The organism is Anabaena azotica SJ-1, assembly GCF_047275885.1.
GTDB lineage: Bacteria > Cyanobacteriota > Cyanobacteriia > Cyanobacteriales > Nostocaceae > Trichormus_B > Trichormus_B azotica_A.
In genome coordinates this window covers 5,258,009-5,272,980 of sequence record NZ_CP178454.1, presented here as the reverse complement: position 1 = coordinate 5,272,980, position 14,972 = coordinate 5,258,009, and the positions used below count along the sequence as shown (strand labels likewise).

At 38.7% G+C, this 14,972-nt stretch carries 10 protein-coding genes and 1 pseudogene; 7 read left to right on the top strand and 4 right to left on the bottom strand.

Annotated features, from left to right (window positions below):
- Window positions 1-198: 198 nt before the first annotated feature.
- Window positions 199-441 (bottom strand): hypothetical protein, encoded by a 243-nt coding sequence (locus tag ACLLO5_RS22840; RefSeq protein ID WP_413172789.1) that lies wholly within the window; start codon window positions 439-441, stop codon window positions 199-201.
- A gap of 257 nt (window positions 442-698) precedes the next feature.
- Between ACLLO5_RS22840 and modA the strand changes: the two genes are divergently transcribed.
- From modA to ACLLO5_RS22825, 3 genes and pseudogenes are all read left to right on the top strand, one after another.
- Window positions 699-1,475, top strand: a complete 777-nt coding sequence (gene modA / locus ACLLO5_RS22835) for a molybdate ABC transporter substrate-binding protein (protein WP_413176165.1) — start codon at window positions 699-701, stop codon at window positions 1,473-1,475.
- A 3-nt stretch (window positions 1,476-1,478) separates the two neighbouring features.
- Window positions 1,479-1,670 (top strand): annotated as a pseudogene (locus ACLLO5_RS22830) (GMC oxidoreductase); the annotation flags it as partial.
- Window positions 1,671-1,814: 144 nt separating this feature from the next.
- Window positions 1,815-2,063, top strand: a complete 249-nt coding sequence (locus ACLLO5_RS22825; protein ID WP_413172788.1) for a hypothetical protein — start codon at window positions 1,815-1,817, stop codon at window positions 2,061-2,063.
- Window positions 2,064-2,344: 281 nt separating this feature from the next.
- Here ACLLO5_RS22825 and ilvD read toward each other — a convergent pair whose 3' ends face one another.
- On the bottom strand, window positions 2,345-4,036 hold the full coding sequence (ilvD, locus tag ACLLO5_RS22820) for a dihydroxy-acid dehydratase (protein WP_413176164.1): 1,692 nt from the start codon (window positions 4,034-4,036) through the stop codon (window positions 2,345-2,347).
- Between the two features lie 120 nt (window positions 4,037-4,156).
- Here ilvD and ACLLO5_RS22815 point away from each other — a divergent pair, with 120 nt between their 5' ends.
- Window positions 4,157-5,038 carry a LysR family transcriptional regulator gene (locus ACLLO5_RS22815; protein ID WP_413172787.1) on the top strand — a complete coding sequence of 294 codons (882 nt, stop codon included), beginning with the start codon at window positions 4,157-4,159 and terminating at the stop codon, window positions 5,036-5,038.
- 350 nt (window positions 5,039-5,388) lie between these two features.
- Here the strand turns inward: ACLLO5_RS22815 and ACLLO5_RS22810 are convergent, their stop codons facing one another.
- Window positions 5,389-6,159 (bottom strand): pentapeptide repeat-containing protein, encoded by a 771-nt coding sequence (locus ACLLO5_RS22810; protein ID WP_413172786.1) that lies wholly within the window; start codon window positions 6,157-6,159, stop codon window positions 5,389-5,391.
- Between the two features lie 167 nt (window positions 6,160-6,326).
- Window positions 6,327-7,058: a cyclase family protein gene (locus ACLLO5_RS22805; protein WP_413172785.1), complete on the bottom strand. Its 732-nt coding sequence runs from the start codon at window positions 7,056-7,058 to the stop codon at window positions 6,327-6,329.
- A gap of 181 nt (window positions 7,059-7,239) precedes the next feature.
- Between ACLLO5_RS22805 and ACLLO5_RS22800 the strand changes: the two genes are divergently transcribed.
- The 3 genes from ACLLO5_RS22800 to ACLLO5_RS22790 all read left to right on the top strand — a co-directional run bounded on the left by ACLLO5_RS22800 (window position 7,240) and on the right by ACLLO5_RS22790 (window position 14,881).
- Window positions 7,240-7,623 carry a hypothetical protein gene (locus ACLLO5_RS22800; RefSeq protein ID WP_413172784.1) on the top strand — a complete coding sequence of 128 codons (384 nt, stop codon included), beginning with the start codon at window positions 7,240-7,242 and terminating at the stop codon, window positions 7,621-7,623.
- A 1,217-nt stretch (window positions 7,624-8,840) separates the two neighbouring features.
- A complete protein-coding gene (locus ACLLO5_RS22795) occupies window positions 8,841-11,399 on the top strand; it encodes a dynamin family protein (protein WP_413172783.1) in 2,559 nt (852 codons plus the stop codon).
- 80 nt (window positions 11,400-11,479) lie between these two features.
- A complete protein-coding gene (locus ACLLO5_RS22790) occupies window positions 11,480-14,881 on the top strand; it encodes a molecular chaperone (protein ID WP_413172782.1) in 3,402 nt (1,133 codons plus the stop codon).
- Window positions 14,882-14,972 lie beyond the last annotated feature (91 nt).

The following is a 14,972-nucleotide window of genomic DNA, read 5'->3' as shown; positions in this document are numbered from 1 at the left end:
ACCAACTCAAATACTATTTAACACTTATTTTTGTAATCTACATCGTGGTTTTTACATACTAAAAACTGTCCTCATAATGTGGCTTTTACATAGTAAAGACTGTCCTTATAATTATGATTGTGAATAATTTAACCATAATCATAGCCATATAATTTGAAGTTAAATTAACTCATTTATCTGCTCAAAAGCACAGTATTTTTAAATATCAAGATACTTCTTAGAAAGTTTTAGCTGCTTCCAAAGTCCTTTAATCTGAATGTAAGCATCCTCCGGAGACAGCTTACCATTAGTTTGTAAATTACATATATAGCTGACTCTCTGGGAAAATTCCTGTAAATTGGCATTAAAAGTTATATACTCCGGTTTGAACTGACCGTAATATTTATTATGAGGATAAAGAAAATTATATAAAGTAACTAAAAAGTCTCTATCTTGTGCCATATAAATTACGTTTGTTTGCGTCAATGGAAAACTTATAAAAGTGGCAGTATTTGCAGATATTATTTTTTACCAACTTTGTTGGACAAGCATACTTTATACCAACCTCAAACAGGAAAATGTAGCTTAAGATACATTTTTATAAATAAAATCATGACAATATTTACCAACTTACATGGTAAAAATTTTGTAATCTGCCTAAAACATATTGGGTATCAATTGTTATGAAAAGAACTTTTTCAACACCCAGAAGACGGTTAATGGTATTAGTTGCTACAGCATTAACTACGATGCTCATCGCAATTGGTTTACCAACCCTAACTCCAACTGCTGTAGAAGCGCAGTCAAATACCAACTTACTGATCTCTGCTGCGGCCAGTCTGAAAGATGTATTAGAAGAAATTAAGCCTCTCTACCAACAAAGTCAGCCAAACGTCAAAATTAGTTATAACTTTGGTGCTTCTGGTGCTTTGCAACAACAAATTGAACAAGGTGCGCCAGCGGATATTTTCATATCTGCGGCAAAAAAACAAGTTGATGCTTTAGAACAAAAAAATCTTTTAGTTCCCGGTACTCGTACTGTCATCGCTAAAAATCGCTTGGTTTTGATTGTACCAAGTAATGTTTCTGGTGTGAGTAGTTTTTATAATCTCAAAGATGCAAAAGTCAAAAAAATTGCTATTGGTGAACCGAGAAGCGTACCTGCTGGCCAATATGCACAACAAGTTCTGGAAAAATTAAAAATATGGGAATCTGTCAAACCGAAACTGGTTTATGCTAATAATGTGCGTCAAGTTTTAGCATCTGTAGAAAGTGGAAATGCTGACGCAGGATTAGTTTATGTTACTGATGCCAAAATTGCCAAAAATGCAAAAGTTGTAGTTGCGGCTGACGAAAAATATCATTCTGCTATTATTTATCCGTTAGCAGTTGTTAAACGCAGTAAAAACCCTGATGTAGCTAAGAATTTTTCTCAATTTTTATCTAGTAATCAAGCTAAGAATATATTCAAGAAATATGGGTTTATCCTCCCTTGATTTTGTCGGTTTGGGTAAGATGCAAAAACATCTGTGCTTGACATTGATTTTCGCATCCATGATGTGAATAATCTCTATGTTGTTGATGGTTGTTTGTTCTCTTCTAATTCGGTTGTAAGTCCGGCTTTAACTGGTTTAACTATAATTGCTAATGCTTTGCGAGTTGGAAATCATCTGATTCAACGATCGCATTAATATCATCTTGGTAGTGGGAGGCTACTTGATAGCCTTTTCCACAAACCAACCAGTCCTTATCAGTTCGGAAACCTCAACCATCAAAATCCGTCAACTCTATATAATAGCTGTTAGTAGTGTTAAATATATTGTGAGTAAATTCTTATGACTTCTGAAGATACTAATCTCAAACAAGGTAACGGCGCTAAATTTATCTACCGATTTCTTGGGGGTGCTGCACTTGGTGCTTTTGTTGTGTCCATTCCTATCTTCTATGAGTCTTCCATAGATTTAAACTTAGTTCAATTAGGTATTGCATCATTACTGATTATATCATGTGGGTTACTATCAAGCTTGTGGGGTGAAAAATTTATTGAGGCGGTGACAGGGGTGTTAAATTCTTTTGGTTTTTAAGCCACAGCACTTATACCAGTTTGAAAAATGAATGATTGTTACCGAAGAAAGGCAGAGGGCAGGAGGCAGAAGAAAGAAAATACAATTTTTGTCCTCTGCAATTCGGTTTAAAGCCCCTAAATTTATTTATGCAAAAAATAAAAATATTTTTTCCGAGACACGCAGCGCAAGGAAAAATACGTCCTGATTAAATCCCCTAAATTTATTTATGGGTATTACCTCCTGCCTCTTTAAAAATGTAGAAACGTTGCCTGGAACGTCTCTACAAGGGTTTTTAATGGTTAATTACCAAACAAATCTAAGTCTGTAACGGCACCAACACTACTAGAAGCTACCAATTTGGCGTATTTTGCCAACACACCTTTTGTATAACGTGGTGGACGTGGTTGCCAGTTAGCACGACGACTAGCTAATTCTGCATCCGATATATTTACTTGCAATAATCGAGAATTAGCATCAATGGTGATACTGTCACCTTCTTCTACCAAGGCGATATTACCGCCAACTGCGGCTTCTGGGGCGACGTGACCAACTACCATGCCATAAGTACCGCCAGAAAAGCGTCCATCGGTAATTAAGCCGACAGAATCACCTAGTCCCGCACCAATAATTGCTGAAGTGGGCGCTAACATTTCCCGCATCCCTGGCCCTCCTTTGGGCCCTTCGTAACGGATAATGATGACATCACCGGCTTTTATTTTTCCTGCCAAAATTGCATCTAAGCAAGATTCTTCTGATTCAAATACTCTCGCTGGCCCAGTAATTACTGGTTTTTTCACGCCTGTAATTTTAGCTACTGCACCTTCGGAAGCTAAGTTACCTTTGAGAATAGCTAAATGTCCTTGTGCATACATGGGATTATCCCAAGGACGAATTACATCTTGGGTGGGTGATGGTTCTGCTGGTATGTCTGCTAAGACTTCGGCTACTGTTTGTCCTGAGATGGTCAGACAGTCACCATGTAGTAAATCATGAGCTAATAGCATTTTCATGACTTGGGGAATACCACCAGCTTTATGTAAGTCTGTGGCTACATATCTACCGCTGGGTTTTAAATCGCACAAAACTGGGACACGACCACGAATAGTTTCAAAGTCATCTAAAGTTAGTTCTACACCAGCTGCACGTGCGATCGCTAAAAAATGTAAAACTGCATTGGTAGAACCACCAACGGCCATAATTACAGAAATAGCATTTTCGATGGATTTGCGGGTAATAATTTGCCGGGGTAATATCTGCTTACGAATGGCTTCGACTAAAACAAAGGCGGATTTTTCGGTGCTGTCGGCTTTTTCGGCATCTTCTGCGGCCATGGTTGAGGAATAAGGTAAACTCATTCCCATTGCTTCAAAGGCTGAAGACATGGTATTAGCTGTGAACATTCCCCCACAGGAACCAGCACCAGGACAAGCACTGCGTTCAACTGCTAAAAGTTCATTTTCGTCAATCTTGCCGGCGCTGTATTGACCAACTGCTTCAAAGGAACTAACTACAGTTAAATCTTTACCATCGTAGTGTCCGGGTTTGATTGTACCACCATAAACAAAGATAGCAGGAATGTTCATGCGAGCGATCGCTAACATTGCACCGGGCATATTTTTATCACAACCACCAATAGCCAGTACACCATCCATACTTTGGCCAGTACAGGCAGTTTCAATGGAATCAGCGATTACTTCCCGTGATACCAGAGAGTATTTCATCCCCTCAGTTCCCATAGAAATCCCATCACTGATGGTAATTGTCCCGAAGATTTGGGGCATTGCACCAGCATTTTTGACGCTAATTTCTGCCCTTTGTGCTAGTTGGTTAATGCCCATATTACAGGGGGTGATGGTGCTGTAACCATTAGCAATACCGACTATAGCTTTGTTGAAGTCTGCATCTTGAAAACCAACAGCCCTCAGCATAGCCCGGTTAGGCGATCGCTGTACCCCTTGTGTGATAACTTTACTCTTTAAGTTTTCTGGCATTGTTTTTTCACTCATTTTTGTCACCTTGATCAAATCTCTGTAAAAGTTATGATATGTATACTTTTTTGAGATGTCCAATATATATTTATTGGCAATTGAGACTTATAAAGTATCATAAATATGGAACTACGACACCTGCGCTACTTTATTGCAGTAGCTGAGGAACTACATTTCAGCAAAGCCGCAGAAAAATTACACATAGCTCAACCGCCTCTAAGTCAGCAAATTCAACAGTTAGAAGCAGAACTAGGAGTAAAACTTTTTCATCGCAAAACCAAGCGACAAGTACAGCTAACAGAAGCTGGCAAAGTCTTCTTACAAGAAGCTTATCAACTACTGGTGCAACTAGAAACCGCAGTAGCACTAACTCAAAGAACTGGCAGAGGAGAAACAGGTAAACTTCGCATAGGATTTACCAGTTTAGTAATTTACGACTTATTACCCTTAATTTTGCGAAGATTTCGTGAGCAATTTCTAGAAGTAGAAATAGAGTTACTGGAATTAACTACAAGTCAACAAGAGCAAGCACTGAGAGATGGCTTAATTCATGTAGGTTTTGCCCATCCTCCTTTGGAAGATGACACATTATCCTATGAGTGTATTCATAGAGAGACTTTAGTGGTGGCTATGTCTTCAACTAATTCATTAGCTCAAACAGAATATATATCAGTGCGATCGCTCCTCAGTCAACCTTTAATCATGTTTCCCCGCTATCTAGCACCAGGACTTTATGATCGCATAATGAGCCTTTTTCAACAGACAAATTTCAGTCCTAACATTACTCAAGAGGCCATTCAAATGCAAACAATTATTGGTCTAGTATCGGCTGGAATGGGTGTGGCGATTACACCATCTTCTTTACAGAACCTTCAGAGGTCTGGTGTAATTTATCGTCCCATACTAGAAGAAGTACCTTTAATAGAAACTGCTGTCATCTGGCAACAAGGCAGTTTAACGCCTATTGTAGAGAATTTTTTAAAATGTATTCAGGAGTTTATTTAGGGCTTGCGGAGAAAGTCTTTCTGTTAGGTCTAGGAGTCAGGAGTCAGGAGTCAGGAGTCAGGAGGAAGAATTAGAAGAAGATAAGAATAAGAGGTTGTTTGAAAAGTCATGATTGATGTATCAAATATTTTTACCCCTCCCTGACCCTCTGTAAAGAATATAGACATTCTTGTTTTCAATCAATACAGTAGATTGCAGATCAATGAGGTACAGCATCAAAATTGAACCCTATACACAAAGCCAGTTTCATTTCTGCCTCCTGCCTTCTGCCTCCTGCCTCCTGCCTCCTGCCTTCTGCCTCCTGCCTCCTGCCTCCTGCCTCCTGCCTCCTGCCTTCTGCCTCCTGCCTCCTAAAAAGGCAAAAATTGCAGCAATACAGAACCCAAACTACCAACAAAATCCATAAAACTGGGTTTACCACTAGTTACTTTTTCACCATAGGGTGTTTTCAGTTCCAGAATAAAAGCTTGTGCTGTTTGTATTCCTTCAGCATTTTTTTGTTCTGCAAACAGTTTTGCGGCCATTTGGGCATCTTCCAAGGCGCTTTTTCTGTCTAAGTTTTGGTAACTAGCTACACCACGGGACAAATATGCACCTGCATAGTCTGGTTTAAGTGCGATCGCTTGACTAAAATAATCAATAGCTGGTAAAAGGCTACCTTTATCAGCCGCTGCTACACCCCAAGCATAAAATTCCTCTGGTTTAGCAATTTGCAAAGGTATACCCACTGCACCTTGAAAGTTAGTACCATTGAGATTAGCGTTAGTCAATTCTACATTCATTAAATAAGTATTTCTCAAATCAGCACCCGTAAGATTTGCTTCATTGAGTTTAGCCTTATTTAAATTAACTCCAAATAAACTAGCACCAGCCAAGTTTGCACCCCGCAAATCAGCACCTGTCAAATTCGCACGGCTGAGGTTAGCACCTTCAAGGTTAGCACCTCTCAAATCAGCCCCTGATAAGTCAGCCATAGCTAAACCAGCATTAATCAGTTGACAGTTTTGACATTTTTTAGTAGCTAACAACTGTCTGATCTGGTCATCATTTGCAGCTTGCGCGACTACAGGCAAACTAATAGTCAGCAAAAAGGCTGCTGTAGAAATAATTAGGGTTTTCATATTTGATATTGCAATATATCTTCATCAGGACTAAATCTTAGCTGAAACTAGATTTACATTGAGTAGTTGATATGAGTAATTTGCGCCAATCTAGCACAGTATTTGTCTCTATAGCAATCTTAACTTAACCGAAAAAAACTATTAGAATAAGACGTAAAAATTAGCACTCAAAATAATGCCATGACCGCAGCAGGAGAACCAGAACCACCCCGTAATCTAAGAACACCTATCACCAAGGTAGCGCCTTGAGGCGGTAGTTGTTCTAAATTGGTGAGGTTTTCTAAGACAATACGTGGTTTTGCCAAGACTAAACGATTAGTAGTCAGATTATGATCCTGTCCAGAATCTACACCGTGTGTATCAATTCCCACTCCAGCAATTTCTCTTTCAGTAATTAAAAATTCGGTGGCATCACTGCCAAACCCTGGAAAATGCATATTTCCATCAGCATCCTGGTTTAAAAATGCGTTTTTATCCAGCCATTTAGCTTGCCAACCCGTATAAAGTAGCACGATATTTCCCGCAGGAATAGTCCCAAATTTTGCTTCCCATGTCAAAATATCAGCCACAGTTAAAAGATAATCAGGATTTGCTGCTGATTGTTGACAAATATCTATGACTACCGCAGGTAATACCAGAGAATCGGCTGAGTATTCGTCAATGCTGATACTGTTACTGTGAAAACTATTGGGGGCATTGATATGAGTAGCACTATGTTCACCTAAAGAAAAGCGTCGCAAATAATAGCCATCATCTTGGAGTTCGGCAACAGTAGTAAATTTTACAGCCGGATCACCAGGCCATTGTGGTATACCTGTGTCAATCAGATGACTCAGGTGGATAACACGGGAGTAGGAGATATTATTTGGGTGCTGGGGATGTATAATAGCTTTCCTCACTTGATAGCCTACGTTATATCATAGATGCGGGTTGGGGGTTATGTCCAGGAGGTAAATTAGCCATACATTCCAGAGAAAATAGACAAATTGGATATGATTATATTCTTATTCAAAAATTCACTTGATCTTTAATAGCCAATCGAATAACCTAAATGGTCAGATATATTTTTTTAGGAAGTTTATGAACAAAAAGCTCATACTTAATTTAATTGCCAGTTCATCAATTTTTACATCGTTGATGTCTACACTGGGTGTTATTAATCCTGCCCATGCTAGTGTGAATCTGACCCAGCGATTAATTCATACTAATGACGGTCGTACTTGTATCACTAATCCGCATGGGTTAAAGGACTTTATCTGTATTCGAGATTCCGAGAGAGATCCAAAAGCATCTCCTGCACCCAAATCTACGGTAGTATCATCTTTGCCATCTGATAACACAATTGCAGAACTTAATTTTACAGACGAAGAAAGCGAGGCCGCAATTAGGATATTTAAGTGCGATTGTCCTTTTTGTATCAATTCTTTACGGCAGTTACGCGGTACTGGCAACCTAGTTTACTAAATTGTTCAAGCAGAAGTATTGAAGGTCAATTTAACTTCGATAAAATAGCCAAAAATCTCTTGAATTTTGGATTGAAGTTCAAAATACATTTGATTAATATTCTGGTCTGTTAATCCAGTGTTAGCCTTGATTCACGTTATCAGTGTGCGTATTTTCTATTTTATAGTGCAAGAAAACTGGAAACATTTTACACCAGAAATGGTAGAACAATATCTTGAAAGTGCGATCGCTCTCACTTTACTCTCATTTTAGGTGGTTTGTTGGTTAAGTAGAGAACTGTCAGCATCAGGATTTCCAGGATTTAAGGATACACAGGATGAAAACTGGGATTTTATCAATGGAAAATTGATAGATAGAAGAAGGAAATTTTTAAGAAATTATAAGTAAGGTTGAAAATCCAGGTCAGATAAGTTACTTTACTAAAAGTGGTAGAAGTTTTTCGACACCACAAGCCCGAACCTTGAAAACCGCATAATTTCGTTGACTGGTGTCGATAGCTTACAGGATCAGCGTTTCCGGTTTTACGAAGCCTGATTTATTGAGAATTTTTGGTACTTATTGAGAATAAAAAACGTGGTGTCGAAATGGGGGTCTGAAACCCTTGCTCTGTAAGGCTTCTAGAGGTGAACTCTTTACAAACCAACTTCCCCGCAAGGGGATGGAAACACTAAACTCCTCTGGAGTATAATATATCGTTATTACTTTACAAACCAACTTCCCCGCAAGGGGATGGAAACAGATGATTGGCTCGCTTAGATTGAATTTCTCAGACTTTACAAACCAACTTCCCCGCAAGGGGATGGAAACTCTTCAGGAGTACGATCCCGACCTTTTGGAAAGCTCTAAAACTTTACAAACCAACTTCCCCGCAAGGGGATGGAAACCGCCTTTTTGCAGTTGCTCAAGATAAAATATATATAAATTAAATTTAAATCCCTGTTTTCATCCTGTAAATCCTGAAATCCTGGACATCCTGATTCAGACAGTTTCCCTAACCAGCAACTTACCTCCTACCCCTGCTTTCTCCCTCTGTCACCTGTCACCTGTCACCTGTCACCTCTCCCGTATTCTTCAATTCTTCTTCTGTCAATACATCCCTCCCTCTGTCACCTGTCACCTGTCACCTGTCACCTCTCCCGTTGTTGCATCAAAAGTGGAGGTTTTCATTTTTTGTGCTATAACCCACACAGAAAATGAACTTAGGCAGAAACGACTCTATGGAACCAGATAAACTAGCCAGGTTTAAAGAGTACAGTGAGTTTATCCTCCGTAAAATTGACTCTGTACCCCAACATCCTTCCCAACAAGAAGATTGGGTTCCCACCAGCCTTGATGATTGTCTCATGGGCTTGAGAGAGGCTGCACAGAAGACTTTAGAACTGGCTACTTCACCCGTAAAAATTGGTGTGATGGGTGAATTTAGTAGCGGTAAGAGTTTGCTACTGGGTAGTTTAATTGGTTATGCAGATGCTTTACCCGTCAGTGAAAATCCGACAACGGGAAATGTCACCGCCATTCATATTAAACCACAAGATGGTTTTGTTACCACTCATATAGATAATTATACAGTAGAGTATTTATCTCATGAAGGGGTGAATGAGTGTTTACACTTCATGTTAGGAGAAGCAAATCGTCGCGCTACAGCAGCCGGACTACCATCTTTACAAGTATCTAAAATCAAAACTGGGAAAGATATTTCTAACTGGTGTGAAGAAGCATGGAAAAGCTCAAATAATTTAGAATTACGCTATTTGTTGCGGGAGTTGCTGTTATTTTTGCGGGCTTATCAAGCTTATGGTGAGGCTTTGTGTAGTAAGCATTATCACATTGATGCGACTACAGCCCATGAAGGGTTACAACTCACTGAAATGCCCATGGCGATTCAAACTCTGAGATTTGAGGATATACCACCGGCACATATTCGCTTACCCAGTGCGCCCCAAATCCTGCAAACTCAATTATTACAAAATAGTTTTCCCTTGATTCGTCGAGTTGATATTGAAGTCAAAATATCTAGGGAGATTTGGGATTTAACTGGTGCAGAAGAATTTGTATTGTTAGATTTTCCTGGGTTGGGTGCAGCTAATTCTGGCGCAAGAGATACTTTTCTATCATTGCGAGAATTGGCACAAGTACAGACAATACTGGTATTGCTCAATGGTAAGTCACCGGGGAGCGATCGCGCTAACAAAATTTTCACCATGATGCAACAGCAACGACCAGGACAAGATTTAAAAGATTTAATTCTGGTTGGTGTCGGACGCTTTGATCAATTACCTTTAGAAAGTGAAGGTGGAGAAAGAATTCTTGATTTTTTAATTGAAGACCATCCAAATGCCCAACCTTTACAAACAGATGTAGTTTTTCAAAAGTTGAAAGTTCTGCAAACCATTATTGATGGTGCAGATGCTTTTACAACCCAAAAAGATCGTATCGTTTTATTATCTCCATTATTAGGATTAGCTGAATTAGCCAAACGTTCGACGAAAATTAAAGCAGGTTCTGAACAATTCCTCGCTAACCTAGATTATCCTGATTACCTGGATCGTTCCAAACGACTACAACAAAAATGGGGTAAATTAAGCGAACGTTTATTAACAACAGAACCGCGTAATCCACTGGGTAGACAATTAAATTATTTTGCTCAAGATGGCGGTATTAATAAACTACGTGAATTAATTCAAAATCATGTTGCTACTCATGGTTTAAAGCAATTATATGAAGATACCCGGAGGTCGGCTGATGTTATTCGTCAACAACAGGAACAACTAAAAGATATCATAGCGGAAATTCATGAACAAGGCGTACCGACAGCAGATAATCCAGCCTTAATTGAATTGCGTTTAGCAATTGAAAGCTTAGATAAAACCTACAGAAGCTTTCAAAAAGATTTGGGTAAAGAACCACTCAAAGATAGACGGGGAGTAGTTGTCAGTGATGTCATTAAAGACGAACTAACTTTTAGAATTCTCAATTGGAGTCAGTGGACTTTATTATTTAATAAAGCTCAAAATGGTACAATTGCCATAGCAGAATCCAAAGGTGCAGCCGGAAAATTATTTGACCGAGGGAATAGAGTTAATAACTCTCTACCAACCAAGAGTGATGACTTTTATCCAGAGTTTGCCAAGACCGTTAAAGAACTAGAAGAATTTGCGCGCGATCGCATTCGTCAAGCCGTGGTAGACTTGTTAAATAAATTGGCACATCAAGTAGTTCTAGAACGGGAAAAATTACAGGCGATTCTCAATCCAGAAATGGAAGAAGTTATTGAAAATAAATTTGGTGTAGAAGCAGCAGACTTATTTTATAAACTCCTGTTAGGATGTGACCCCAACCAATGGAAAGAAGCGATTATCTTAGAAATCAACAACCAAGATAAATCAATTTCTCCAGAAATCATGTTTCCCCTGGCACGACAAGACGAAAAACACAGCATTGGGCAAATATTTGATTGGTCTCCTGAGAGAAATCAAATCTCATCTCGTACCGCTAATCATCAACTTTTTGTCTTGCGTTTGCGAGATGAAATAACAGCTAGTGCTAGTCTTCACCTTGTCCAATATGTCAGCGAAGTTAATCAACAAGTAAATGCCGAACTAGAAGGAATTTTAGACCAAATAATTCCTAATTTACAAAACCTCTCTAAAAAAGAAGAACTACTCAGATACATTGCTGCTGGAGACGCACCCCCAGAGTTAGCAATTCCCACTTGGTTAGAGATTCTTGCTGATATCACCACAATTAACGAAAGTGATATTTATGAGTATTTTTAGCAGGTTAGTCATTCGTCATTAGTAGGTGGTAAGTTTCTTTCCTGTCACCTGTCACCTGTTCACTGTCACCTATCACCATTATGCCTGTGGAAATTCGTCTTCCACCACGCTATCAACTGCGGGTTAAAGAAAATAAATGTTTGGATTTACCTGCTATCCAAATTGTTGCTACTAACAGCAATATTCCCCATATTTCTCGCATTACTTGTAGTGTCAAAGGAACACCCACAGAACTAGCAGCAGAAATTCAACAAACATATAAACACTTTAACTCCACCACACCCCAAAAAATCTCTAACTTATGTCAACTAGGGCAATATATTTGTCAGTTAGAGAAACCCTTAACCGAAACAGTCAACTGTCATTTACAGGTGATTGTTGAATATTTTGATTCTGATATCACAGGAAAACCCATATTATCAATTCGTAAAAATATGGGAGTCTCTTGTAATCTTTGGTTTTCACCGAATTTGCCAACAATCACAACGGATACACAAATGAACCCCTTTGAATTAGATACATATTTAAATAAATTAAGTCAGCAATTGAGTGAAAAACTCAATGAAAAACCAAAAAAAAGATTTCCTGGTTGGTTTGCTTTAGATTTTGGAACTTCTAATTCCACCGTTACACTTTTTGACCCCATTGAAGTACCAATTGCGGAAATTTTACCCAGAGAACAAGAATTAAGATTACGTCAGAGATTAGCAGAATGGTTAAATTCTCCAGCTACCTCTGCTTTACCAGATATTGGTGTGAGTGAGTGGGAAAAGTTTATCGCTAATATTAGCAAAAACTTAGAAATTGAACCAGAAAAATTAATTGATGTTTTTGAAAGTGATAACAAAGAGCAATTTTTAGAAGCAATTCGCCAAATTGAATTATGCTTAGGAAATAGTGATAGATTTCGCCGTGCTGTTAGCAAAAAACTTTATCAGATATATCACGAAGTTTTCCGTGTCCCCACCTTAGAATCACAGAATTTAATTCCTGTAGTGTTGGATATTGACAGACGAGATACAGAAATTCCCAGTGAAATGGAAATTGACCAAGTAGAACCATTAAAACTACAGATGGGTAGAGAAGCCAGAGACAATCGCAAAAAAGCGATCGCTCAAGGTACAATTAGTTCAGTCAAGGATATTATCAGCAGATTTCATCACTCACCCAAACGTTATTTTGGTCAAAATCGGACGTTTCCAGTGATCTTAGGTGGGGAAGAACAAAACATTGAAGTCAACCAATTAATTCAAGCAGCATGGGCGCATTTAATTGAGTTAACTGAAGATTATCGCCAACGGGCTAGAAGAAGATTTTCAGAAGGTGATTTATTAACAGCAGTTGTCACATATCCTACAGTTGCACCTCCAGTAGTGAGAAAAGAAATTAAAGCTTTAGTCGAAGAATTAGGTGTGGATGATGTGCAGACTGCTTATGATGAAGCTGTTTCTGTAGCCATATTCTTTTTATGGCGAGAATTTGGCGGTAATTTAAATATTGGTATTGAATCGTTTAAAACTCGCTGTCGCCAAGAAAAAAATAAATGGTCACAAAATGTTTTAGTTTTAGATATCGGTGGTGGGACTACAGACCTAGCCTTAATTGAACTGACCTTAGAAGATAAAACTCCCTTCTTTGCAGATAATGAAGATAGGGGTTTAGGAGGACGTTATTATAAACTTACCCCCAAATTATTAGGGTCTTCAGGACATTTACAATTGGGTGGTGAGTTAATCACTTTGCGAATATTCCGACTTTTAAAAATTGCAATAGCCGATTTTCTATTAACAGCAATTACCACAGGTGATATCGAAAGTGACAAACTAGAAGACCTCATCAACTCCGAATTAAACGAACGCTTTCTAGAAGACGGAAAATTTAAAAGTGGCAGTTTATTAAAATGTGTAGATAAAGAAAATCCCGAAGGTGATGTTGCTTTTAAAGATGCCCTAGATACAGCCGAAAAGGTACTACCAACCCGTTGGCAACAAGCACCCCAACGCCTCCAAACATTTTACACCCTTTGGGATCATGCCGAAGCTGCTAAACTCAAATTGGGACAAAAATCACCAGCAGACGGTTCTTTATTAACCTTCACCCTTTCCGAACAACAAATTAGCGAACTACTCGCCCAAAGCGGAGTTAAATTCCAAATAATCATTCCTGATGCTATCTCCCTCACATTAGACAGTCAGCAATTTGAACGCACAGCAATTTCCGCAATCAAAGAAGCCATTGGTATTGCTAAAGGACTAATGGAAAGCCGTTTAGATTCCGAAAATAAACAAAAAGTAGATTGGTTAATTCTCTCCGGAAAAACTTGCAATCTTGACCTCGTACAAAAACAAATTTATCAAGAATTTAGCAAATCTCCCTACTTTGTTTGGAATCCAGAACGCATTACATTTGTTTTAGAATTTACCAAACTTGCGACCTCAGCCGGTGCTTGTTACGCCGAAAAACTACGCCGATTAAGATTTGACCCCGAAGAATCTAAAAGCTTACTGCGTAAAGGTGCAAACCAGCTAGAAATAGATGTCAAAAACCTCTTTTATTATCTACCTTGCAACTTCAAACGCAAAACCCAAAGCAACGAACTCCTGTCCATATTTAACGCCGGACAAGAACTTTATCAACTAGCACCTTGGGAAAGTGTTGCCAAAGTACGTACTAATTGGCAAGGTATCCAATTAACAAACATCATTTATCGTCAAGACTACGAAGATGGAGATTTACGCCTGTGGGGAAGCTACGACGGTAAAACATTAATGGAGAAACTAAACATGGAAGAACCAGAGTTTCTCAAAAAAATAAAAGTCCAATTTGAAATTGACCAAACCCTGCAATTTAGCGTTTTACTTTGCCAAGGAAATCCCCATTATTTAATAGATGTTCATGGCATTGATTTGAATGATGTCATCTCAGTAAACTCAGAAACAGACGATTTATTTACTGATGGTAAATTGAAGTGGAATATCGCTGTTGAACAACCCCATAAAGACTTAACTGATGGTGATATTGCCATCAATGTATTAGAATCAGCAACAGTTGATCAACCAGATGCTTATCATTTAGTATTTGCAGTTGATCATCATGAAAATACACCACTGCAAACATTTCATTATGTACAAGATGGTATCAATGAAGCAGGAAAAGGATTAATTAGTAATCCCTTACCCCCCTTCCCACAAAACGGTCAACACACCTTCTATATCTATCAAACAGATAGCGAAACCAACACCAAAAAATGGATTCGTATTGGCGGACTTAGCAAACCAGACATCACCACAGATTACCCCTGTCAATATCATGTCACACTCGACAACAAAGGTATACTACGAATGCACGCCGGCGAAGTACCTTATTGGACATCACATCATCAAGAGTGCCTGAAACAAGAAGGATGCGTTTATCGTGCCGAATTAGAATTACAACCCAACGAAATTGATAAAGAACGCGATCCCTTTTGCGGCATACATTAATATTTTCTCACCCAAAAATACAGAGGAATAAAGGGTAAAATAACTCTGTGTTCCTCTGCATTTACCTCAGCGTGACTCCGCGTTTAAAATC

What these genes read in the sequence shown, in the direction of transcription:
- modA (WP_413176165.1), top strand. Translation starts at nt 699, where the DNA reads ATGGTATTAGTTGCTACAGCATTAACTACGATGCTCATCGCAATTGGT.
- ACLLO5_RS22840 (WP_413172789.1), bottom strand. Translation starts at nt 441, where the DNA reads ATGGCACAAGATAGAGACTTTTTAGTTACTTTATATAATTTTCTTTAT.
- ACLLO5_RS22795 (WP_413172783.1), top strand. Translation starts at nt 8,841, where the DNA reads ATGGAACCAGATAAACTAGCCAGGTTTAAAGAGTACAGTGAGTTTATC.
- ACLLO5_RS22800 (WP_413172784.1), top strand. Translation starts at nt 7,240, where the DNA reads ATGAACAAAAAGCTCATACTTAATTTAATTGCCAGTTCATCAATTTTT.
- ACLLO5_RS22825 (WP_413172788.1), top strand. Translation starts at nt 1,815, where the DNA reads ATGACTTCTGAAGATACTAATCTCAAACAAGGTAACGGCGCTAAATTT.
- ACLLO5_RS22815 (WP_413172787.1), top strand. Translation starts at nt 4,157, where the DNA reads ATGGAACTACGACACCTGCGCTACTTTATTGCAGTAGCTGAGGAACTA.
- ilvD (WP_413176164.1), bottom strand. Translation starts at nt 4,036, where the DNA reads ATGCCAGAAAACTTAAAGAGTAAAGTTATCACACAAGGGGTACAGCGA.
- ACLLO5_RS22810 (WP_413172786.1), bottom strand. Translation starts at nt 6,159, where the DNA reads ATGAAAACCCTAATTATTTCTACAGCAGCCTTTTTGCTGACTATTAGT.
- ACLLO5_RS22790 (WP_413172782.1), top strand. Translation starts at nt 11,480, where the DNA reads ATGCCTGTGGAAATTCGTCTTCCACCACGCTATCAACTGCGGGTTAAA.